The sequence below is a fragment of the Ralstonia sp. VS2407 genome (assembly GCF_052950655.1).
This window is the reverse complement of sequence record NZ_JBRFVG010000009.1, coordinates 94998-117332: the sequence shown is the minus strand read 5'-3', so window position 1 is coordinate 117332 and position 22335 is coordinate 94998. Positions and strand designations below refer to the sequence as shown.

The window sequence follows — 22335 nt, the reverse complement described above, 5'->3', positions numbered from 1 at the left end:
GTGCAAATTGCTTTACAACTAAACTATTCATGACTAAGGTAATACCGCATCAAATGCGGAGCCGTTGTCATGAAGATTGTCTGTATTGGTGGTGGGCCGGCCGGCCTGTACTTTGCCCTGCTGATGAAGCTGCAGGACCCGTCGCACGACATCACCGTGGTGGAGCGCAACCGCCCGTATGACACGTTCGGCTGGGGCGTGGTGTTCTCCGACCAGACGCTGGGCAACCTGCAGCGCGCCGACGCCAAGAGCGCCGCGCAGATCCTCGACGCCTTCAACCACTGGGACGACATTGAAGTCCACATCCGCGGGCAGGTCGTGCGCTCCGGCGGCCACGGCTTCTGCGGTATCGGGCGCAAGCGCTTGCTGAACATCCTGCAGGCGCGCTGCGAGGAAGAGGGCGTCAAGCTGGTCTTTGAAACCGACGTGCAGGATGACACGGCTTATGCCGATGCTGACCTCATCATCGCCAGCGACGGCCTGAACAGCCGCATCCGCACCAAGTACGCCGCCACGTATCAACCCGATATCGACACGCGCCGCTGCCGCTTTGTCTGGCTGGGCACGCACAAGCTGTTCGAGGCCTTCACGTTTGCGTTTGAAGAGACCGAGCACGGCTGGTTCCAGGCGCATGCGTACCGCTTTGATGACGAGACCTCCACCTTCATCGTCGAGGCACCTGAAGAGGTATGGCGCGCCGCCGGGCTGGACACCATGGAGAAGGAAGAGGCCATCGCGTACTGCGAGCGGCTCTTCGCCAAGTACCTCGACGGCAACAAGCTGATTTCCAACGCCACGCACCTGCGGGGCTCTGCGCAGTGGATTCGCTTTCCGCGCGTGGTTTGTCGGCATTGGGTGCATACCAACGCGCACGGCACGCCGGTGGTGCTGATGGGCGACGCCGCGCACACGGCGCATTTCTCGATCGGGTCGGGCACCAAGCTGGCGCTGGAAGATTCGATTGAACTGGCGCGCAGCATCGGCCAGCACCCTGGCGATTTGCGTGCCGCGCTTGAGCACTACGAGGCAGTGCGCAGCGTGGAAGTGCTGCGCATCCAGAACGCGGCGCGCAACTCGACCGAGTGGTTTGAAAACGTAGACCGCTACGCCAACCTGCCGACCGAACAATTTGCGTATTCGCTGCTCACGCGCAGCCAGCGCATCAGCCACGAAAACCTGCGTCAGCGCGACAAGCGTTATCTCGAACAGTTTGAAGACTGGATTGCCGAGCAGGCCGGCGCCCCGCGCGGGCCGCAGCACGGCCCCGTGCCGCCGATGTTCACGCCCTTCACGGTGCGTGACGTCACGCTCAAGAACCGCGTGGTGGTGTCGCCCATGGCGCAGTACTCGTGCGAAGACGGTCAGCCGGCGGATTACCACCTCGTCCACCTGGGCGCGCGCGCCATGGGGGGCGCCGGCCTGGTGATGGCGGAGATGACCTGTGTGTCGCCGGACGCGCGCATCACGCCGGGCTGCCCGGGCTTGTGGAACACCGACCAGCGCGACGGCTGGGCGCGCATCGTGCAGTTCGTGCATGCCAACAGCGATGCGAAGCTCGGAATCCAGCTCGGCCATGCCGGTGCCAAGGGCTCGACGCGCGTGGCGTGGGAGGGCATCGATCTGCCGCTGGAAGGCGGGCAGAACTGGCCGCTGATCTCGGCATCGCCGCAGCAGTACCTGGATGGCGTGAGCCAGTGGTCGCGCGCCATGACGCGCGACGACATGGACCGCGTGCGTGACGACTTTGTTCACGCCGCGCGCCTGGCAGCTGAAGCCGGATTCGACTGGCTGGAGCTGCACTGTGCGCATGGCTATTTGCTGTCATCGTTCATCTCGCCATTGACGAATCAGCGCAATGACGAATATGGCGGCTCGCTGGAAAACCGCTTGCGTTTTCCGCTCGAAGTCTTCCACGCAGTGCGTGAAGTGTGGCCGAGCAACAAGCCGATGTCGGTGCGGATTTCGGCGCACGACTGGGTGGAGGGCGGCATTACGCCAGACGATGCGGTGGAAATTGCCCGCGTCTTCAAGGCCGCGGGCGCGGACATGATCGACTGCTCATCGGGCCAGGTCAGCAAGAAGGAGCAGCCCGTGTATGGCCGCATGTTCCAGACGCCGTTTGCCGACCGCGTGCGCAACGAGGCGGGCATCGCCACGATTGCGGTGGGCGCCATCTCCGAGGCGGACCACGTCAACAGCATCATCGCGGCCGGCCGTGCCGACCTGTGCGCCGTGGCGCGCCCGCACCTCGCCAACCCGGCCTGGACGCTGAACGAAGCCGCGCGCATCGGCTATCTCGATATGCCGTGGCCCAAGCAGTACCGCGCAGGCAAGCTGCAGCTGGAGCGCAACCTGGAGCGCGAGCGCGCGATGGCGGCGCAGGCGGTGGGGTTGTCTCCGCTGGAGCAGGCCAACCGCATGCAGGGGGTTTGAGATGGCGACACCTGCGATGCTCAGCGGGCACCACGCTGTCGTTACCGGCGCTGGGCGCGGGATTGGCGCTGCGATTGCCAAGCAACTCGCGGCGCAAGGCGCCACGCTCACGCTGATGGGCCGCAACGCCGACGTGCTGGAAGCCACCGCAAAGACGTTGCCCGACAGCGCCCGCGCGCAGGTCGTGACGTGCGATGTGACCGACGAGGCGAGCGTGTCGGCGGCGTTCGAATCTGCACGCGCGGGGCTTGGCCCCATCTCCATCCTCGTCAACAACGCGGGCCAGGCTGAGAGTGCGCCGTTTGCCAAGACCACGCTCGACCAATGGCAGCGCATGCTGGCCGTCAACCTGACGGGCACGTTCCTGTGCACACAGGCGGCGCTGGCCGATGTGCAAGCCTCGGGCCGCGGCCGCATCGTGAACATTGCCAGCACGGCGGGGCAGCGCGGTTATGCGTATGTGTCGGCGTATGTGGCGGCCAAGCATGGGGTGATCGGGCTCACGCGCTCGCTGGCGCTGGAGCTTGCGGCGCGCGGCGTCACCGTCAACGCAGTCTGCCCCGGCTATACGGAAACCGACATCGTGCGCGAGAGCATCGACCGCATCGTTGCCCGTACCGGCCGCAGCGCGGAAGAAGCGCGGGCCGAGCTGGTGAAGGGCAACCCGCAGGGTCGGTTGATCGCGCCCGACGAAGTGGCGAACGCCGTGGTGTGGCTGTGCTCCGAAGGCGCCTCGTCAATCACGGGGCAGGCCATCTCGGTATCCGGCGGGGAGGTGATGTGAGCACCGAACGCACCCGGCGCAAAACCGCACTCGCCACGCGCGCCTCTGGCCACCACGCCGTCGTGCATGCGCTGGGCGATGAACGTATCGGCCTGGAAGCGCGCGCCCATGTGGACGACCACATGGACGTCAAGATCTGGCTGCGCCTCCTGGCGTGCAGCACGCAGATCGAACAGCAGATCCGCCAGCGCCTGCGCACGCGCTTCAACACCACGCTGCCGCGCTTCGACTATCTGGCCCAACTCGATCGCCACCCGGACGGGCTGCGCATGAACGTGCTGTCGCGCTACCTGATGGTGACCGGCGGCAACGTCACCGGCCTGACCGACCAGCTGGAGAAGGAAGGGCTTGTCAAACGCGAGCCGGATCCGGATGATCGCCGGTCCTTTCGCGTGCTGCTGACCGACGCCGGCCGCCAACACTTTGCCGAGATGGCTGCCGAACACGAACGCTGGCTGATCGAGATGTTCGACGGCCTGGGCATCGCCAAAAAAGACGCGCTGTATGCGCAGCTCGGCCACCTGCGCGTGCACCTCGCGCAGCGCGAGCAAGAGCTGGACGCCCGCGAAGATCAACCTTGAACGAATCCGACCCAACCATGACCGACCCGAATCACCATGTGGACCCGGCCCTGCTGGCCGGCAACCGCCGACCGCTGGCGGGCTATCAAGCCAAGCACTTTCTGTGGAGCGTGGAAGGCGGCGTTGCCACCATCACGCTCAACCGGCCCGAGCGCAAGAACCCGCTCACGTTCGATTCGTACGCCGAGCTGCGCGACCTGTTTCATCAGCTCAAGTGGGCGGATGACGTCAAGGCCATCGTGCTGGCCGGTGCGGGCGACAACTTCTGCTCCGGTGGCGACGTGCACGAGATCATCGGCCCGCTGGTGCAATTGAAGGCGCCCGAGCTGCTGATGTTCACGCGCATGACGGGCGAGCTGGTGAAGACGATGCGCGCGTGCCCGCAGCCGATCGTCGCTGCGGTTGACGGCGTGTGCGCGGGCGCGGGCGCCATCCTGGCGATGTCTTCCGACCTGCGCCTGGGCACGGCGCGCAGCAAGACGGCGTTCCTCTTCAACCGCGTCGGCCTGGCCGGCTGCGACATGGGCGCCTGCGCGATCCTGCCGCGCATCATCGGTCAGGGCCGCGCGAGCGAACTGCTCTACACCGGGCGCTCGATGAGCGGCGAAGAGGGCGAGCGCTGGGGCTTCTTCAATCGCCTGTGCGATCCGGCCGAGGTGCTGAGCCAAGCGCAAGCCCTGGCCGCCGACCTGGCCGCCGGCCCGACCTTCGCCAACGGCATCACCAAGACGATGCTGCACCAGGAATGGACGATGACGATCGAGCAGGCCATCGAGGCCGAGGCCCAGGCGCAGGCCATCTGCATGCTGACCGAAGACTTCTCGCGGGCGTATCACGCGTTTGTCGCCAAGCAGAAACCGGTTTTCGAGGGGAACTGAGATGAGCGACAAAGAGTATTTGCAGTGGCCCTTCTTTGACGACAAGCACCGCCAGCTCGAAGCCGAACTCGACGCCTGGGCCACGAAGCACATCCCGCACGACCACGGTCCCGATGTGGATGCCGAATGCCGCGCGCTGGTGAAGCTGCTCGGCCAGGGTGGCTGGCTGCGCCACGCCGTGGGCGGCACGGCGCATGGCGGCGCGGCCGAGACCATCGACACGCGCGCCATCTGCCTGATCCGCGAAACGTTGGCGCGGCATTCCGGCCTGGCCGACTTTGCCTTTGCGATGCAGGGGCTGGGGTCGGGCGCCATCTCGTTGCACGGCACGCCGGAGCAGCGCGAACGCTATCTGACGAAGGTCGCGCACGGCGAGGCCATCTCTGCATTTGCGCTGTCCGAACCCGATGCTGGCTCCGATGTGGCCGCCATGGCTTGCGCCGCGCGGGAAGAGGGCACCGACTATGTGCTCGACGGCGAGAAGACGTGGATTTCCAACGGCGGCATCGCAGACTTCTACGTCGTGTTTGCCCGCACCGGCGAAGCGCCGGGCTCGCGCGGCATCAGCGCGTTCATCGTCGAGGCAGGTACGCCGGGCTTTGAGATTGCAGAGCGCATCAACGTCATTGCGCCGCACCCGCTCGCGCGCCTGCGCTTTACCAACTGCCGCATTCCGGCCGGCCAGCGCGTGGGCGCGGCAGGCGAGGGCTTCAAGGTGGCAATGCGCACGCTCGATGTGTTCCGCACCTCGGTGGCCGCAGCCGCGCTGGGCTTTGCGCGCCGCGCGCTGGACGAAGCGCTGGCGCGCGCCACCACGCGCAAGATGTTCAGCGGCGTGCTGGCCGATTTCCAGCTCACGCAGGCCAAGCTCGCACAAATGGCCACCGCCATCGACAGTGCCGCGCTGCTGACGTACCGCGCCGCGTGGCAGCGCGACCAGGGCCGCACCGTGACGCGCGAAGCCGCCATGGCGAAGTTGACCGCCACCGAGAATGCGCAGCAGGTGATCGACGCCGCCGTGCAGATGTGGGGCGGCCTGGGCGTGGTGAGCGAGCAGCCGGTCGAGCGCCTGTACCGCGAGATCCGCTCGCTGCGGATCTACGAAGGTGCGACGGAAGTGCAGCAACTCATCATCGCGCGCGAACTGCTGCGTGCGGCGGCGCCCGCCAAGTCCTGAACACGCCCACGCCAGAGACGGAGAGTCCTCCATGCCCAGCGCCCATATCGACACCTTCGCCCGCGACCGGCTGCCGCCAGCGGAGCTGCAACCGGTGTATCGCTTCGACCTGCCGGCGCTGCAGTTTCCGCCGCAGCTCAACTGCGCAACCGAATTGCTCGACCGCCGCGTTGCTGCAGGCGAGGGCGGCCGCCTCTGCATCCAGGCGCCCGGCATCCGCTGGACGTATGCGGATCTGCAGGCGCACGCCAACCGCATCGCGAACGTGCTGGTCAATGAGATGGGCGTTGTGCCGGGCAACCGCGTGCTGCTGCGCTCGCCCAACAGCCCGATGCTGGCCGCGTGCTGGTTTGCCGTGATGAAAGTGGGCGCCATTGCGGTGACGACCATGCCGCTGCTGCGCGCCAAAGAGCTGGGCCAAATCCTGGGCAAGGGCGAGATCGGCTTCGCACTGTGCGATGCGCGGCTCGTCGATGAGCTACGCGATGCCGTGGCGCAAGCGGCCAAGCCTGTGCAGATGCTGTGCTTTCACGATGACACGCCGGAAGGGCTGGAGGCCGCCATGGCCCGCCAGCCGGACACCTTCACCAACGTGGATACGGCGGCAGATGACACGTGCCTGCTCGCCTTCACGTCGGGCACGACGGGCGTACCGAAAGCGACGATGCATTTTCATCGGGACATCCTGGCCATTTGCGCGTGCTGGCCGCCGCATGTGCTCAAGCCGCGCGCGGACGACATCTTCATCGGCAGCCCGCCGATGGCGTTTACGTTTGGCCTCGGCGGCCTGCTGCTGTTTCCGATGAGCGTGGGTGCATCGACCGTGCTGCTGGAGAAGGCATCGCCGAACGATCTGGTCGATGGCATCCGCACGTTTGGCGCGACGGTGCTGTTCACGGCGCCCACCACGTACCGCAACATCGCGGCGCGCGGAGACGAGTTGCGCGCCACGCCGCTGCGCCGCTGCGTGTCGGCGGGCGAAGCGCTGCCGGTGGCCACGCGCACGCTGTGGAAGAACGCCACCGGCATCGAATTGATTGACGGCATTGGCGCAACCGAGATGCTGCATATCTTCATCTCCGCCGCCGATGCCGACGTGCGCCCCGGCGCCACGGGCAAGGCCGTCCCGGGCTATGTCGCGCGCGTTGTGGATGACGCCGGCAACCCCGTGCCGCCGGGCACGGTGGGCCGCCTGGCGGTGCAAGGCCCGACCGGCTGCCGCTACTTGGCCGACGACCGCCAGCGCGCCTACGTGCGCAACGGCTGGAACCTGACGGGCGATGCCTATGTGATGGACGAGGAAGGCTACTTCCACTACCACTCGCGCACCGATGACATGATCATCTCTTCCGGCTACAACATCGCCGCGCCCGAGGTGGAAGACGCGCTGATGCAGCATCCGGCCGTGGCCGAGTGCGGCGTGATCGGGGAGCCCGATGAAGAGCGCGGGCAGATCGTCAAGGCGTTCGTTGTATTGCACCCGGGCCACACGGCGGGGCCGGACATGGTCAAGACGCTGCAGGACTTCGTGAAGCAGACCGTGGCCCCGTACAAGTATCCGCGCGCCATCGAGTTTCGCGCGAGCCTGCCGCGCAGTGAAGTCGGCAAACTGCTGCGTTACCGCCTGCGCGAACACGACAAATCATGAGTGACTACCACTTCGAGCGCGCCGCGCGCATCCGCTTTGCACACTGCGACCCGGCCGGCATCGTCTACTTTCCGCAGTACCTCGTGCTGTTCAACGGCCTGGTCGAAGACTGGTTTACCGACGGCCTGGGCGTTTCGTATGCGCAGATGCTGGGCCCGCGCCGCATCGGCCTGCCCATCGTCAAGCTGCACTGCGAGTTCAGCGCCATCAGCCGCATGGGCGACGATGTGCAGTTCAAGTTGAAACTGGAGCGGCTGGGCAATGCGTCGCTCACCTTAGACCTGGATTGCTGGGCCGGCGACGAACAGCGCGTGCGCTCGCAGCAGGTGCTGGTGTTTACCGATCTCAATACGCATCGCGCGATGCCGATGCCGCCCGATGTGCGGCAGGCGATCGAGGCGAGCGTTCAACAGTCGCAATCGAACTAGAAGGAATTGCATCATGGAAGTACTCCTCCCTCCCAACTGGCCGCGTCCGAAGGGCTATGCCAACGGTGTGTCCGCGCGCGGGCGCATGGTGTTCGTGGCCGGCATGATCGGCTGGGATGCGCAGGGCGTGTTCCACACGGATGACCTGGCCGGTCAGGTCCGCCAGGCGCTGCAGAACATCGTCGAAGTCCTCGCCGCTGGCGACGCCAAGCCCGAGCACATCGTGCGCATGACGTGGTACGTGACCGACAAGAAGGCCTACGTGGCGGCCTACCCCGAGATCGGCAAGGCGTTCCGCGAACTGATCGGCAGCTTCAGCATTGCGATGACGGCAGTGGAAGTGGCCGCGCTGGTGGAAGACCGGGCGAAGGTGGAAATTGAGGTGACGGCGGTGGTGCCGGATTAGCCGTTTTTGGTGCCCCCTGGAAGCCGTGGCGCGCGCTTTGCCGCCGCGGATCGCGATGGCCGGTCATCTTCGACCGGCTTTTTCTTCCCTGCTAGGGCTAATCAAAGATGAGATGCAGGAGGCGTCCGGTAGCCGGGCAGGCTTAAGCAGGCTTTTCCCTAAACAGGAACGTTGTGCCGGCCTTTCGTCCGCGCCGGTGTGACTGCTCAGAGGGCGATCATCTGCAGTCCGACGCTGGGTGACATCCGTCGAGTTCGCACGTCGAGCAATGAAAACGCCTCAACGGACGAATCAACGGCACCGGACATATCCCCGTCCAGGCAGTGCCCATTCCAATGGGGAGCGTTTCCTGTGCGGGTTATCCCGAGTTTCGATGGACGCATGCCTACCCTAGCATGAAGTTCATTTTGAGAACAAGTGTTCGTAATTAGAACTTCTCGCTTGTCAGTGAAGCGAAGGGATGGTGCTGGTAGAGGCGGTATGCCTTGGTCCATTCCTATGAAGCATTGACCGTCCGTTCAAGCCATAGCGCTCCTTGGAGCCTGTTGAAAGCCGGCACGGATTGTTGCGGCTTATCTCTTGGAAACACCATGAGTCAATCTAACGTCGACGCACAGAGCATCATCAATGGCAGCCGGTTCGGCCCGTTCCAGTGGCTTATCTTTGGGATGTGTTTCTTTATCGTCCTGTTGGATGGCTTTGACACAGCGGCCATAGGCTTCATTGCGCCATCGCTTGTGTCGGAGTGGGGCATTTCGCGCCCAGCTCTAGCCCCCGTTTTGAGTGCCGCGCTCTTTGGCTTGGCAGTGGGTGCTCTCGTCGCCGGCCCACTGTCAGACCGGATCGGGCGCCGCCTTATGTTGATCGTCTCTGTGCTGGTCTTCGGTGTCGCTTGCCTCGCATCTGCGTATGCGAGCAGCATCACGAACCTGACAGCGTTGCGCTTCGTAACCGGTATCGGGCTTGGTGCCGCAATGCCGAACGCAGTGACCCTGATGAGCGAATTCTGTCCTGACAAACGCCGCGCGGTCATTGTGAACCTGATGTTTTGCGGCTTCCCTCTAGGTGCCGCGTTCGGAGGGTTCTTGGCCGCCTGGATGATTCCGCATTTCGGCTGGCGTAGCGTTCTCATGCTGGGCGGTGTTGCGCCGCTAGTGTTGCTCCTGCTGCTGGTGTCGCATTTGCCGGAGTCAGTTCGCTACATGATTGCGAAGAGCCAATCCGTGGAGAAGATTCGCCGTACGTTGGCGAAGATCAATGTGGCCGCGCACGACGCGTCATCGTTCTTCATGACCGAGCAGACCCAGGCTCCATCGGGCCAAGGCGGTATTGCGTTGGTTCTGTCCCGATCCTATGTTGTCGGATCGATCATGCTTTGGTTGGCGTACTTTATGGGGCTGGTGATCTTTTATGCCTCTATCAATTGGATGCCCATTCTCTTGAAGGAGGCCGGGCTCACGCCAAAGGCTGCAACGTTGATTTCTGCGCTCTTCCCGCTGGGCGGCATTGGGGCCGTTCTGTGCGGCGCCCTAATGGACAGATTCAACGCCAATCGGGTGATTGCAACTTGCTATGCGCTGACTGCCCTGACCGTGTATGGCATTGGCCAGGCCGTTGGCAACGTCGGACTGCTCGTTGTTGTTGTTTTTGCTGCCGGCGTTCTGATGAACACAGCACAGTCGTCTATGCCCGCGCTGGCCGCCGCTTTTTACCCGACGCAAGGTCGGGCTACAGGCGTTGCTTGGATGCTTGGAATTGGGCGGTTTGGTGGCATAGCCGGTTCCTATCTTGTGGCAGAGCTCACTCGTCAACAAGTCGGGTTCAGCGGCATCTTCTCAATCATTGCCATTGCGGGCTTGATCGCGTGTGTCGCTCTCTTCATCAAACAGCGCGCGCTTCCGCAGAAGTCGGAGCCAACAGGGATTCGCTCAACCGAGATAGTCGGTCACTAAGCGCCCGCTTCGTTCCTTCTCTCTGATCGTCCGGTTTGCTTCGGACGATCCTTCTTTACCGGGCGCGCTGGCTGCAGACACGCGGTACTGCGTCGGGCTGCAGCCGAACGTCGCCTTGAACCAGCGGGTGAAAGCACTGGGTTCCGAGAAGCCCAGCAAGCCCGAGATCTCCGCGCATTGGCGCTCGAGCGCTCCACATTTCAGGTGCTCGGGGTTGTCGGCGTGGTGATCGCTGTATCGCTCGCCTGCATGAAAGAGGCGCCCAAGAGTGCCGGCCCGCAACAGCGGGGCGCACCTTTCTTTACGCAAATGCGCGGCGCGTTGCGCGTGCTGGCTGGCAATCCGGCCTTGCTGGCGGTGACGATTGGCTTTGTGCTGGTGCACATGGTGTTTGCCGGCTTGTCATTTGCGCAGTTGTGGCTCGTGCGTGAGCGTGGATTCGATGCCGCCGCCATCGCGCGGACCATCGGCACGCTGCAACTGATTGTCGGCACCATTGGATCGGTCGCGGGCGGTGTCATGGGTGATCGCCTCGCCAAGCGCATGCGGGGCGGACATGTGGGTTTCATGGTGTTGCTTGTCGCCATCTGCGGCCCGCTGATGATTGCGTATCGCTTCGCGCCCCCCGGCTCGGCGTTGTTCTACATGGGTATGTGCGCTGGCTTTTTCCTGCCGTTGGCACTGTATGGCCCGACCAACACGGTCATCCTGAACCAGGTGCCTGTGCACATGCGTGGGACGATCTCCGGTTTGAGCATGCTGCTGATCAATGTGTTTGCCATCACGCTCGGCAACCTCGCGGTCGGCCTGATCAGCGATCGGCTCGCCCGATCGGGAGCCCCAGCGCCCCTGACCTTCGTGCTATTGGGCACCGACGTGCTGGCCATCCTGTCGGGCGTTTGCTTCCTGGTGGCCGCACGCGTTGGACTTCGCACATTTGCGGCGCCCGGCCAGGTTCATTCCCTGGTATCCCACCCCCACGCCTGACTCGGCTTTTTGCGCCATCCGGAAGACAGATTCGAGGCGAGGAATCTCCTGACTTGCTGAAGCGGATGATTGAAGGTGCGCGGTGCATGGTCGAAGATCACGTGGCCTGTGCAGATGAAATCGCGCGGCCCACCAAGCTTCGCTTTAGATGCCGCGGGTTCGGACGGTGCACGTCGGCCTCACCTTGGTGCAAGCAGACTTGAACGCGTTCCAACCTGGTTCAATGTGTTCTGCCGCCCCATGCCACTCAAACTGCCCTGCATCTCGTCCAGTGCGCCTGCCGCCCATCCCTCGTCGTCCCAAGCGACTGGCGGCGAGACGAATACGCCATCCACATCTGCCAGACAGGCGTCTCGCCGGCGCGGCGAACTTGACGGGTTGAAGAAGGCACCGCCAGCGCCGCCAGCGCTGCCGGGCGCACCGCAGGCCAACGTCGGCATAGCGAAACGGATAGGCAAGGCAATGCGTGCGCAAGTCAAAAGCACATTCAGTGGCGTGACGAAGGACGGCGCGAGCCGGCTCGACTGGAACACGCCGTTTAGCGCCCACTCGCGGGCCGGCAGGCCCACTACGTTGCGTGATTTCGCGCACGTCAAGCAAGCTGCGGCGCGGATCGCCGCCGCGCGCGAGGATGCGCCGCAGCCCGGCAGCCCTTCGGGTTCGGCACGTAGAACGGAGCAGGCGCTCAATCAGGCAATGACGGGGCTGCGCACCCAGATTTCGGCGATCACCAATGCCAGCGCCAGTCTCCACGGTGGCCAGATGCAGGGGGCGCAAGCGCTGCAGCACGTTGATGATGTCATTGCCTACTGGGATTCTGCGCAAGGGCAAGCCCTGGCTGCAAAAATCAGCAGCGAACCGGAGGCATTCGTGGCTGGGGTGCAGGAGATGGCTGCGGCGCATTCGCCCGCCGTCGCCATGGCGGTATCGCTGGCGCTTGTGTCGGCCAAGGAACGTCTCGACCCGGAGAACGCCACAAAGCTCAATGGCGACGTCTTCTCTTATCTGAAGCATGCGGACCTGGGCGCCGAAATCGGACATGCGAAAACGCATTCCGAGACATCGCGCGACTCCCATATCCTTGCCCTGCGTGGCGCGATGGAGCAGACGCGCGATGCCTTGATGGCAAGCCGGTGCACCACGGGCGCGGGTTCGGGCGGCGAGTCTTCGGCGCCGTCACACGCGATCGACGTGAAGGCGCTGCAGACCTTCATCCAGACGGTGCGCGATTTCCCCATCGCCATGCGCGGGGCGGCACGACAGGCGCCGCAGGCCCTTGCCGATTGGCCGGGTGTGCGCGACAGCCACGCGCAGTTCGATGCGCGCAACGCCGAGGCGGCTGCCGCATGCTTGGCGACGCTCGAAGCGGTGGCCGATGAAATCGGCTCGCAACCGCCTGCGCACGCGCAAAAGGGTGCGGTTGAAGTTTCCGCCCACACCGCCGAGAAAATACGCGAGGCGCAGGAGGCGATGATCTCGGTGGTTTCGACGCCGGCGCACCTGCACGCACACGACCAGCAGCTCAAGCATGCCGAAACGGGGCGAGCCGTTGCGTGGGGCGCCCTACAGCATGCCGCGACCACCGGCAATTTCGAGGCAATGGTCGCCGCCACCGGCAACCGCAATCTTGACGCAACCGCTCAAGGAAACCTGCGCGTCCATCTGCAGGCGGGCGCTGTGATTGCCGCAGCGCTGAAGGCCAAGCCGACCCCGGAGGCACTGATTGCGGCGCGGCTTGCCCCACACGAGGCCGTGTCGAGCGCGACGAATTTCGCCCAGCGCGTCAGCGACGCAAGCGCTAAGCTCATCCACGGTGTAGGACCGTCGACGTTGAGCGCCGCCGACAAGAGTGATCTGGTCGCATGGCGCAACGGCTTCACTGACGACGGACCAGGTTCCGACCTGAGCCAGTTCAAGGCGCGTATGTTCAAGTCGCTTGCCTGGGTTGACCGGATGGACGACGACCGGCGCGCGACATTGCCAAGCCACCACAAATCGCCGCTCTCTGCGGCGCGCTCTGGTATGGCGCAGGGCGATCGCGCCGTCCTGGCGAACGAGCAGAAAGCGTTGATGGCCGAGCTGGCGAAGCCGGCGGTCAATGAAGTGGTGCAGGCGGTGGCTGTCGAGATGGAACGCCTTTGCGGTAGCACCCCGCCCGCTGAGGCTGCCTCCGGAGAGGGGGCGCCCACTCGCCCGGAAACGTTGAGCGATACCCATTGCCAGTGGATCGCGCTGCGGGTCGCGCTTGAAGACTGGATGCCCGAGCACCAGGCCGCCCGCCAAGGGCATCAGCTCGTGCTCGGCCGCGAATTTTCGCCAGCAGCGTTGCCGGAAGCGGTTGAGCAGCGTATTCGCAAGTTCACGGAGGATGCTGCTCACAAGGTGACATCGGGCTCGCCCGAGGCCCTTGAACAGGCGATTGCAAACGTCCGGCAGCATCTTGGCAATGTGCGCCTTGGCTTTGAAGATGTGCATGCGCTTGCAAATTTCCTCAATGTCGAGCAGCCCGAGCCCTTCCAAAAGGCAATGGAGGCGGCCCGAAAAATTGCCACGGCGCCGCCGCTGGCCCCCGCAGACAGATCCCAGCACAGCGTGCGTGCCATGCTGGTGGATTACCTCAAAACGATTCCGGGTGGCAACACGGTGCGGTTCAGTCGCGGCACCACCGGCGGGTTCAGTACCAAGGGCATTACCAAGGCGCTCGTCAACGCCAAGAAGCGGCTGCTGGGCGTGCCGGTGGCCGGCAATGCCCGTGTCGATCTGCGTTATGAGAAAGGGCGCGAAGCGGCGGTCTCCATGTCGTACCCCGTCCACGCCGCCGAGTTGTTTATCGGCACGGAAAAGCGCCACCGTGGCCGCATCGGCGCGGGCTGCTTCTTTGGTGCCAAGCTGTTCAAATGCTGCCGCACGGGTGCCAACGTCGACGTGAACCCGTACGAGCACGAGCGCACGGATGCCACCGGCATCATGGTCCGCATCCCGCGCCGGACGGCGGCCAAAGATGCGGAAGTCCGCGCGCTGTTCTCGCGCGTCACCGACTTCATGTTCTCGGCCGCGGATGCCCGGCGCCGCTCGCCTGAGGGCATGCCCGACGCAGACGCGCTTTTCCACGCCTTTGCCAGCGAGTTCTATGCCGAGCACGATCTCTCGCTCAGCTGGATCAACCAGAAGACGCGCGCGCATCGCAGCGAGATGTCGGTCGGGATCGGTGTGTCCGTCACCAAGCTGCTCAACCCCGGCCAGCACCGTAAAAGCCAGCAAGAGACTGGCGCTCTTGGCACGAGCCTGGGCTACTCGTTCGAGAAGCAATGGCTGTCGACATTCAAGCAGCTCGACGCCACCGGCACCTACCGGATTGCCAACCTGCGCGAGCAGAAGCTGAGTCGGCACAAGGTCAACCTCGGGCTCACCACATCGGCAGTGACTGGCACGACTGGTAATACGTCGGCCGATCTCTTCGGTGGGGGCGCGGTGGTCAAGGAGCGTGGCACGAACGTGAAGCTGCGCCTGGCGATCGATCGAGACAACGTGCTGCCGACAAAGTCGGTGGCCGATTTCGAGTTCGACAGCTTCCACGACTACGCCCGGTATGTTGAAGCCACCAAGCAGGAGTGGGTGAAATTCTTTGCCTATCCGCACCGGAACGATCCGGATGGCGGCCTGGCGAAGGGTCTCAAGGCGGTCAACGACAACCTCGATACGGCGCGGCTGCTCGACAGCCCTTACAACGCCTTCTTTGTGCGGCGCGCCCTCACCGCGGATGCTGCGAAAACGCTCAACGATCTGCAGCAGCTTTCGCTGGTGACGCCGCAAAGCGAGACCAAGCTGCACGAGCAGCTTGCTGCGTCCTACACGAAGACCATCAACGCCCCCAATTCCTGGATGCCGATCGGCTTGCGTGCTTACGAAAAATACAGCGAGGCCGACGGGTTCAACGTCAATGCGGGGCTGCGCCTGACGCAGAACACCGGGCTCAAGGTTGAGCGGCAGATCGTGTTCGATACGATCGATGCCAAGCTGCTGAAAGAGTACGAAGCGCAGTTGAAAGAAGGTCAGAACACGCCGCCTCATTCAGCGGCAACACAAGACCCGCCCCGCGTGCCGCCATCGACTCGCCCGCTGCAGCGCCAGGGTTCTTCGGACATACCGCTGTATCAGAGCGTGCAAGGTGCGCGTTCCGAAATCGAACGAGCGGACGAAGAGGTCGACCGCGAATCGGCTTCCGTCCCGCCGCGCGGGCAGCGGTCTTCGTCGCTTGCCGACATGTTGGCCATGTCTCCGCCGCGTTCGCGACCCGACGACACACGCGCGCATCTGGAGCGGTTGAAACAGCAAATGGATGCGAAGGCCGGCATTGCTTCCGCTCCCAAGAAGTCCGGCAGTCTGTCCAGCAAGCTGTTTGGGCAGCGCAAGCCCAAGCCGCAATCGGTCGGGTCCCGTGTGCAGGAGCGGCCGGTCAGCACGGGCTCCGGCTCAAGCCGTCAAAAGGCGGTGGTGTTGCCGGAAGTGACTGCGGCGACGACTTCGACCGCCAAACCACAGGCATCCGAGACATCGTCCACCTGACTGGAATAACACATCGAATGCTGCTGGGCGCCCTCCGTATTGAACCGGCCTTGGTATGCGCTCTTCTTGTCCGGTCAACGGTCATTCAACATTACGATCGCGTTGTTAAATCGCTTGGTGAATTAAATGATGAAAGCTTCATGACGGTGATGCTCACATTGTTCAATTAATCTCATCGATGTTCGTTCGCAGGCAATGCTCCGATAAACTAGCCGGTAGCCATGATTCACGTGCCTCCGTGAAGAGCGGTCAAGAAGCCCCGGGCGGTTACAAGCTGCCTGGGGCTTTCTTTCTTTGGATGGCGCAGCTCCAACGCTCCGGCCTTCAGCACCACGTCGATCACGCGAAGAACGTTCGCCCTCGTTCTGCATATTGCCGCAGCAATCGCGATGAACCGAGTTTTGAAAAAAATACCAATCAATACTTTCGTATCGCATTGGTTCCTTCAAAAAAAACTTCAATTAACCTCACCCGTCATTCATGCGCACCAAGCGATGGTAGTCTCGCCATGGTGGTTGGCATACGTTCTGATCATGTTTATATGGAACATCAACTTTATTTAAAAGTTTTGATGTTTGTTATGCTTGCGTATTTTGTAAGTAATTGAAGGGCGGATGTATGCGCCGCTGGATTCAAATATTAAACAAATTTGGCGAGGTCGGGATCATGAAAAAAGAGGGTGGTGCAGGCAATGCGCGAGAAGCGCGCTATGCGGCAGATTCGGGCAGGAAGGGGCGCGGATATTCTCATCGGTATGCGGCGGCCGCTTTGATTTCGCTTGCGCTGTTCGGTTGCGGGGGCGAAGGCGACGGCACGAGCGGTGGTAGCGCGGGCACGCAGGCGACGAGCAGTGCGTCGGCAACGACCCAGCCGGGTGCCAGCCAGGGGGGGCTCAAACACACGCAGGGCACCGAGAGCGCCCCCGCAACCGCCATCCTCAACAAGATGGGTCGCGTGCCGCGCCTGCAGGTCGGCTTGGGTTCCGGTCAGTCCACCGATGACATGAAAGCGCAGAATATTCGCCCCGACATCGTCGATACCTACCTGGTTGGCGTCGGACAAAACGCCTGGCCTAACTGGAACACGGACGGCGCCTACGTGACCTACACCGCGCAGCGCGTCCAGGGCATGGGCGCAACGCCGATGTTCACGCTTTACCAGATGGCCTCCAATGGCGACGGCAACATCAGCGGCATCAACGACGCGACGTTCATGAACAGCTACTGGTCGCAAGTGCGCATGATGTATGACCGCATCAACGCACTGGGTACGCCGGTGCTGGTCAATCTGGAGCCGGATTTCTGGGGCTACGTGTGGTCGAAGGCGCCCAATCATGATCCGGCGCAGCTTGCTGCCTCTGTGAACAACCAGCAGGAATGCAGCTGGCTGCCCAATACCGCAGCTGGCATCGGCATGTGCCTGGTGTCGATGGGCCGCTGGCACGCACCCAAGGCGTTGCTCGGGTTCCCGCCCTCGTTCTGGACTGGCACGCCCGACGTGATCGGCAAGGAAATGCAGGCAGTCGGCGCGAACCAGGCTGACTTCATCGTCGCCCAGGCTGGCGACCGTGATGCCGGCTGCCTCGAGGCCGCCGCAGTTGGCGAATGCATGGGCCGCACCGGCCCGTTCTATCTGGACGAGAACAACGTGCAGACGCCGAACTTCCACCAGGAGCAGAACAAGGTCGCAGCCTACCGCGATGCGCTGGGCAATGGGCTGCCGATCCTGTGGTGGCAGACGCCGTTGGGTGTGCCGTCCGACACGCCGGGTGGCACCCCCAACCACTACCGTGACAATCACGTCGACTACATGTTGCGCAACCCGTGGGAATACGGCGGCCTGCATACGTTCGCGATCGTCTTCGGCGGTGGCGGCACGTATTCGACAAATATCAACACCGATGGCGGCCAGTTTGCGCGCCTGTTCGGCCAGTACCTGTCGTACGGTGGTGTTGGCGTGCAGTAAGTGAGGTGCCCGCCAGAGACATCCTTTGTCTCAAGTGCGGTTCAGCACGCCCGGCGTGGCCAAGCGACGCCGGGCATGACACGTTCCAAGTCGCGGCGGGCGTGCGCAGCGGTACGCCGAGCTTCGCTATGGGGTGGGTGCGACGTAGCGGATCATGTTGTTTGCCAGGTCGGCAACGTACAGGTTGCCGTTTGTGTCGACCGCGATCCCGGAGGGTTGATTGAACATCGCGGTGCTCCCAGGGCCGTCGGTGCTGCCCGCGTTGATGGAGCCCGCCAGGGTAGCAACCACGCCCGCCGGGGTCACCATGCGGATCAGGTTGTTGCCGTCGTCGGCGACATAAAGCACGCCGTTGGTGCCGATCGCGAGGCCCACCGGGAGCGAGAACGTTGCCGCGGTACCCACGCCGTCATCACTGCCGGCCGCGCCGGAGCCCGCCAATGTCGAGACGACACCTGCCGGCGATATCTGCCGGATATCGCTGTTGAACCACTCCGCCACATACAGCGTGCCAGACGGAGAGAGCGCGATGCCCGACGGGCCGTTGAAGGTGGCGAGCGCGGCCGCGCCATTGTTGCTGCCCGCTGTTGTCGTGCCGGCCAGTGTGGTCACCACGCCGGCTGGCGTGATCTTGCGGATCATGTTGTTGCTGTAATCCGCCACGTAGACGTTTTCGTTGGCATCCACCGCGATGCCCAGCGGGTTGTTGAATGAGGCGCTTGCGCCGATGCCGTCGGCGCTCCCCGCCGTTGCCGACCCGGCAAGCGTCGTCACGATGCCGCCCGGCGTGATCATTCGAATATCGTTGCCGTAGAACTCCGTCACATAGATGTTGCCGCTGGCCGCCACGGCAATGCCGACAGGCGTCGCGAACTTGGCGCTGCCCGCCATGCCATCGACGTGGCCCGGGCTGCCCGTGCCCGCCAGGGTCGTGACGACGCCGCCCGGTGCGATTTTGCGAATGACGTGGTTGGCGTAATCCGCTACATACAGGTTGCCAGAGGCGTCCCGTGCAACACCGCTCGGCTGTCGGAACGACGCAGCCGAACCCGTGCCGTTTGCATACCCCGCAGTCGTCGAACCGGCGATGGTGGACACCATCGATTGTGCGACAGCACAGTTCACGCTCACGTTATTGACATTACCGTTGGCCAGCCCGCTGCCGTTTGCAACGGCGCAGGACTGCCAAAGCGGTTCGGCGTTGACGGAGACAGCGTAGGCGCCGCCTGCCGCTACGGAAACGGAAAAGCTGAAGCCGCCGTCGGTGGCTTGGACAATCGGATCCGCACCGTTGTTAAGCAACGTGAGGCTGCCGTAATCGAGCAAGCCTGTGACCGTTCCCGCAATGGAGTAAGTGGCCGGGGCCGTTGGGGCCACCGGGCCGACCGGTGCTCCAATTGGCGCGCCCGGCTGCGTTGCGCTGGGGGGTGGCGTGGTGGCCGCATCGCCGCCACCGCCGCATGCGGCCAGGATCAGGCAAATCGGGATGGCTTTCAGAAGCGGAGGGCACGCGGAGGGCATGGCTTGGTGCTGGCTAGACGTCGATCAGGTTGGATTGGGCCATCGACCCCAGCGATCAGGGGCGCGGCATGTGCCTTTTGCGCCGCCATATAGACCCATCTCCGATATGACGCCAGACTCGGCAATGTGACGCAAACGATTGAGCATTTGCGTGCCCCCCTCGCTTTGACGCTTGGCTGGAAGTATCAGGGCTCGTTTTAGATCGACGCGGATCAGACGATCTGAAGCGGCTCTTTCTAGAAAAAACGTTTGCGTGGGGGTTTCCACTGCCTGGGCGTCCAATGTGAGGGCGCCGTATACATACGACGCTGCACATGCAGCGGCATGCGTGATGCGGCGGGCTCGCGGTGCATGCGCTTCCTGTTGCCCCCAAGTTCCACGTCCTCTGCGATCTACCGTGATGACACCGTCTCGTTATTGTGTCGGGCGCGCGGGCCGCGCTCGGTCAGCGGATCGCCGTTATCGTGGAGTTGGGTGTAGATCGCAGCCAGCGCAGATTGAACCTTGCGCATGCGCATTCGGTAGAGCATCAAGGCGGCCATCAGCAAAGCCAGCAACACTCCCAAGACTGGGCCGATGATGTGGGCACGCTTCCAGGGTGCCGGGTCATCGGTCGTAATCGGACTGCGGCTTGCAAGCCCACCGTCTGGCGTGTGGCTCTCTTCCCCGGCCGTCGCCGATGCTGCGGCAGGCTGTGCCGAGGCATTCTTCAAGGCCGCGAGCCGCCGCATATCGGCCAGGTTCTGCTCAACTTGCGCAAGGCGCGATTCGAGCTCATGGATCGCCTGCCGGGCTGCAACCAACTCCTCGTTGAGCTGTTCCACCTTCGCCTGCTCTTGCGTGCCTGTAGCGGAAATGCGCAGCGTGTTTTTGTCCGCTGCATTGGCTGGCACCGAAGGTGGCCGACTGCCGGCGATGGCGTTGGCATTTGCCTCGGGCACAGGCGGTGCGCGGTCGGTAGCCGCAGTCTGCGTCAGCAAGCGGAGCTGGCGTTTGGCTTCAACGCTTGCCACCGCCGTTGCTTCCTCTGCCGTGGGCACACGTAGCGTGGCGCCGACGCGCAGTTGGTTGATGTTTCCACCAATGAAGGCGTGCGGATTGCTCCGGTAAAGCGCCAGCGCGGCTTGTCCGGCGGACACGTCCGCCCGATTCTGCACGGTGCCGAGCGCGATCTGTGAGAGGCTGTCGCCCGCTTTGACGGTGTAGACGGCTTCGGCGTGCCTGTCGTCTTCACCTGCAGACGGCACCGTGGCGGCAGCCGATGGATGCGCGCCGTCTGCCGTGTTGACGGCGGGAGCCGATGCGACTGCCACTGCTTGCGTCTGCGGGCGGTGTGCCGGTGCACTGCTGGGCGGCGACACTCCCGAAACGGGCGCCGATTTGCGTTGCGTCTGCAGGAACGTGGTGGGGGCGCTTGCCGCGCCCGGCGGACTGAGCAACACCGTATAGGTCGCCAGCGTGTTTCCACCTGGCCCCGCAAGGCGCACGACGATATCCGCAATGGCGTCTGCCTGCGGAACGGTCGAGTACACGCGAACGACATAGCTGCCGTCTTGCCGCTGTACCAATGTCGTATGCAGCGAAGTTGCGCTTGCGCCGTAAGGCACGCCGGCGGCGAGGTAGCTTTCGCGGGTGCCGGGCTGCAGCACCAGCGCTTGTGCGTCGTGCGGCTGCAACCCCGTCAAGTCGATTTCAGCCTCAAGCGGCTGGCCAATGTTCGAATGCAGATGCAGCACGCCCAGCTCGACTGCGTGCGCAGCCGGCAAGAAGGCCCAAAGGGCGGCAGCCGCCCCTGCAGCTAGCGACCGACGGACAGGCCCATGCGCAATTCCTCCACGAAATCGCTTGTTCATTTTGAATGCTCCCCTTGTATTACTGACACCCGATTTATTGGTTTGGGGGGTGGCCGGGAAGGATAGAGCGTTTCGTCTGCGGACCGCCATGGACGACGGGGCAGTTGAGAAAAATTCAGAGTTCGAGCGTCGTGCCTGTTCGGACCCTGGGGCGGCAAACGCAACGCGGCATGCAGGGCCGGTCGGGCCACGCAAGCAAGCGATGGCGCCCGGGCTTACCGGCTGAACCGGTCTCGCAAGCTTGCACTCTGGTTCAGGCTGGTCAGCATGGCATCGAGCCAATGTTCATCTTCACCTGCCGTCGGGGCGTTCAACACATGCCTGCTGTGCTCGGGTGGCGCATCTGTCGCGTGCTTGAGAACGACGGCGTGCATGGGTTTGGCGGCATCCTGCATGGGTTGCAGCGCCGGCTCTTGGGCACGCGTTTGCCCGGCAACCGGCAGCGGCGTGCGTGCTGCGAGCTTGCGGTTCAGGATGCCTTCCACGGCCCGGGCATAGATGCCGTTTTCCCCTGGAGACTCTGAGTGATAGGCGCCGATGGCATGCCAGCTGTTGCCGTGCAATTGCACCTTGCGCGCCAGATGCCAGGCGGCCACATAGGCGCTGACGCACGGGTCATAGAGCATCTGGCGGCCGATGCCGTAGCGCGACAGTTCCGGCAGGTGGATGGTGTTGATCTGGAACATGCCCAGGTCTTCACTGCCGTTGCGGTTTCGGTTGTGCGCTTGCGGATTCAGGTGCGATTCCTGATAGCCGATGGCACGCAAGACTTGGGCGTTGACGCCGTGGTACGCGGCGGCATCGTCGATGCAATCTGCCAGGGCTGCGGCAGGCAGGCAGCCCAGCAGCGCAATGGCGAAAACCAGCCCCCGCCGCAGCACCGCGGCAAGCCGGTCACGCCCGCGCATGGTCTTGCCTGCCAGTGCAGGCGCGCGTCACGGGGTGGCGTTGTTGCAGGCGTTGCTGCTGCCAGTTGTGACGTGTTTCGCGACGTGTGGGCGGGGCTGCATGGGTAGTTGCGCGACGCTCCCGCGCAGCCATGATGCGAGACGATGGGGCATGCATTGCGGATCTCCGGTAACGAGCATGCGCGCATCATAGAAACGCGTGCCGGGCGATGCGCACGCGCCGTGCGAATTTGCCGGGCTTGCAGCGA

General features: G+C 63.7%; 17 protein-coding genes. 13 read left to right on the top strand and 4 right to left on the bottom strand.

What is annotated here, in order from left to right; genetic code table 11:
* The first annotated feature begins 69 nt into the window (after nucleotides 1-69).
* The 9 genes from ACU8YE_RS16180 (at nucleotide 70) to ACU8YE_RS16140 (ending at nucleotide 10287) form a co-directional block, all read left to right on the top strand.
* Complete coding sequence (locus ACU8YE_RS16180) at nucleotides 70-2433, top strand: bifunctional salicylyl-CoA 5-hydroxylase/oxidoreductase (protein WP_446929156.1); 2364 nt, start codon at nucleotides 70-72, stop codon at nucleotides 2431-2433.
* 1 nt (nucleotide 2434) lies between these two features.
* Nucleotides 2435-3217 carry an SDR family NAD(P)-dependent oxidoreductase gene (locus ACU8YE_RS16175; RefSeq protein WP_446929155.1) on the top strand — a complete coding sequence of 261 codons (783 nt, stop codon included), beginning with the start codon at nucleotides 2435-2437 and terminating at the stop codon, nucleotides 3215-3217.
* Complete coding sequence (locus tag ACU8YE_RS16170) at nucleotides 3214-3798, top strand: MarR family winged helix-turn-helix transcriptional regulator (protein WP_446929154.1); 585 nt, start codon at nucleotides 3214-3216, stop codon at nucleotides 3796-3798. The genes ACU8YE_RS16175 and ACU8YE_RS16170 overlap by 4 nt, the downstream gene beginning before the upstream one ends.
* 17 nt (nucleotides 3799-3815) lie before the next feature.
* On the top strand, nucleotides 3816-4676 hold the full coding sequence (locus tag ACU8YE_RS16165; protein WP_414561480.1) for an enoyl-CoA hydratase family protein: 861 nt from the start codon (nucleotides 3816-3818) through the stop codon (nucleotides 4674-4676).
* A gap of 1 nt (nucleotide 4677) precedes the next feature.
* Nucleotides 4678-5853 (top strand): acyl-CoA dehydrogenase family protein, encoded by a 1176-nt coding sequence (locus ACU8YE_RS16160; RefSeq protein WP_446929153.1) that lies wholly within the window; start codon nucleotides 4678-4680, stop codon nucleotides 5851-5853.
* 31 nt (nucleotides 5854-5884) lie between these two features.
* Entirely contained in the window at nucleotides 5885-7501 is a 1617-nt protein-coding gene (locus ACU8YE_RS16155) for an AMP-binding protein (protein ID WP_446929152.1), read from the top strand.
* A complete protein-coding gene (locus tag ACU8YE_RS16150; RefSeq protein WP_260801154.1) occupies nucleotides 7498-7929 on the top strand; it encodes an acyl-CoA thioesterase in 432 nt (143 codons plus the stop codon). The genes ACU8YE_RS16155 and ACU8YE_RS16150 overlap by 4 nt, the downstream gene beginning before the upstream one ends.
* Nucleotides 7930-7942: 13 nt before the next feature.
* Nucleotides 7943-8335 (top strand): RidA family protein, encoded by a 393-nt coding sequence (locus ACU8YE_RS16145; RefSeq protein ID WP_027679568.1) that lies wholly within the window; start codon nucleotides 7943-7945, stop codon nucleotides 8333-8335.
* 590 nt (nucleotides 8336-8925) lie between these two features.
* Complete coding sequence (locus ACU8YE_RS16140) at nucleotides 8926-10287, top strand: MFS transporter (protein ID WP_232038770.1); 1362 nt, start codon at nucleotides 8926-8928, stop codon at nucleotides 10285-10287.
* Here the strand turns inward: ACU8YE_RS16140 and ACU8YE_RS16135 are convergent.
* The gene (locus ACU8YE_RS16135; protein WP_446929151.1) at nucleotides 10264-10446 is read right to left on the bottom strand and encodes a helix-turn-helix domain-containing protein; all 183 of its coding nucleotides are present in this window, start codon (nucleotides 10444-10446) and stop codon (nucleotides 10264-10266) included. The genes ACU8YE_RS16140 and ACU8YE_RS16135 overlap by 24 nt on opposite strands.
* A gap of 18 nt (nucleotides 10447-10464) precedes the next feature.
* On the opposite strand from ACU8YE_RS16135, the gene ACU8YE_RS16130 reads away from it, so the two are divergent.
* The 4 genes from ACU8YE_RS16130 to ACU8YE_RS16115 all read left to right on the top strand — a co-directional run bounded on the left by ACU8YE_RS16130 (nucleotide 10465) and on the right by ACU8YE_RS16115 (nucleotide 17805).
* On the top strand, nucleotides 10465-11274 hold the full coding sequence (locus ACU8YE_RS16130; RefSeq protein WP_446929150.1) for an MFS transporter: 810 nt from the start codon (nucleotides 10465-10467) through the stop codon (nucleotides 11272-11274).
* A 462-nt stretch (nucleotides 11275-11736) separates the two neighbouring features.
* Nucleotides 11737-15840, top strand: coding sequence for a hypothetical protein (locus ACU8YE_RS16125; protein ID WP_446929149.1), 4104 nt, complete (start codon nucleotides 11737-11739; stop codon nucleotides 15838-15840).
* Between the two features lie 238 nt (nucleotides 15841-16078).
* Nucleotides 16079-16447 (top strand): hypothetical protein, encoded by a 369-nt coding sequence (locus ACU8YE_RS16120; RefSeq protein ID WP_446929148.1) that lies wholly within the window; start codon nucleotides 16079-16081, stop codon nucleotides 16445-16447.
* A 161-nt stretch (nucleotides 16448-16608) separates the two neighbouring features.
* On the top strand, nucleotides 16609-17805 hold the full coding sequence (locus tag ACU8YE_RS16115) for a hypothetical protein (protein ID WP_260801158.1): 1197 nt from the start codon (nucleotides 16609-16611) through the stop codon (nucleotides 17803-17805).
* A 126-nt stretch (nucleotides 17806-17931) separates the two neighbouring features.
* On the opposite strand, the gene ACU8YE_RS16110 is transcribed toward ACU8YE_RS16115, so the two are convergent.
* From ACU8YE_RS16110 to ACU8YE_RS16100, 3 genes are all read right to left on the bottom strand, one after another.
* Nucleotides 17932-19326 carry an NHL repeat-containing protein gene (locus tag ACU8YE_RS16110; protein WP_260801159.1) on the bottom strand — a complete coding sequence of 465 codons (1395 nt, stop codon included), beginning with the start codon at nucleotides 19324-19326 and terminating at the stop codon, nucleotides 17932-17934.
* A 392-nt stretch (nucleotides 19327-19718) separates the two neighbouring features.
* Complete coding sequence (locus tag ACU8YE_RS16105; RefSeq protein ID WP_446929147.1) at nucleotides 19719-21062, bottom strand: type IV pilus assembly protein FimV; 1344 nt, start codon at nucleotides 21060-21062, stop codon at nucleotides 19719-19721.
* Between the two features lie 332 nt (nucleotides 21063-21394).
* Nucleotides 21395-22087, bottom strand: a complete 693-nt coding sequence (locus ACU8YE_RS16100) for a lytic transglycosylase domain-containing protein (RefSeq protein ID WP_446929146.1) — start codon at nucleotides 22085-22087, stop codon at nucleotides 21395-21397.
* Nucleotides 22088-22335 lie beyond the last annotated feature (248 nt).

Excerpts from the sequence above, each read along its gene's own strand:
- ACU8YE_RS16180 (WP_446929156.1), top strand. The coding sequence starts at position 70 with ATGAAGATTGTCTGTATTGGTGGTGGGCCGGCCGGCCTGTACTTTGCC.
- ACU8YE_RS16175 (WP_446929155.1), top strand. The coding sequence starts at position 2,435 with ATGGCGACACCTGCGATGCTCAGCGGGCACCACGCTGTCGTTACCGGC.
- ACU8YE_RS16165 (WP_414561480.1), top strand. The coding sequence starts at position 3,816 with ATGACCGACCCGAATCACCATGTGGACCCGGCCCTGCTGGCCGGCAAC.
- ACU8YE_RS16160 (WP_446929153.1), top strand. The coding sequence starts at position 4,678 with ATGAGCGACAAAGAGTATTTGCAGTGGCCCTTCTTTGACGACAAGCAC.
- ACU8YE_RS16155 (WP_446929152.1), top strand. The coding sequence starts at position 5,885 with ATGCCCAGCGCCCATATCGACACCTTCGCCCGCGACCGGCTGCCGCCA.
- ACU8YE_RS16150 (WP_260801154.1), top strand. The coding sequence starts at position 7,498 with ATGAGTGACTACCACTTCGAGCGCGCCGCGCGCATCCGCTTTGCACAC.
- ACU8YE_RS16145 (WP_027679568.1), top strand. The coding sequence starts at position 7,943 with ATGGAAGTACTCCTCCCTCCCAACTGGCCGCGTCCGAAGGGCTATGCC.
- ACU8YE_RS16140 (WP_232038770.1), top strand. The coding sequence starts at position 8,926 with ATGAGTCAATCTAACGTCGACGCACAGAGCATCATCAATGGCAGCCGG.
- ACU8YE_RS16125 (WP_446929149.1), top strand. The coding sequence starts at position 11,737 with ATGCGTGCGCAAGTCAAAAGCACATTCAGTGGCGTGACGAAGGACGGC.
- ACU8YE_RS16110 (WP_260801159.1), bottom strand. The coding sequence starts at position 19,326 with ATGCCCTCCGCGTGCCCTCCGCTTCTGAAAGCCATCCCGATTTGCCTG.
- ACU8YE_RS16100 (WP_446929146.1), bottom strand. The coding sequence starts at position 22,087 with ATGCGCGGGCGTGACCGGCTTGCCGCGGTGCTGCGGCGGGGGCTGGTT.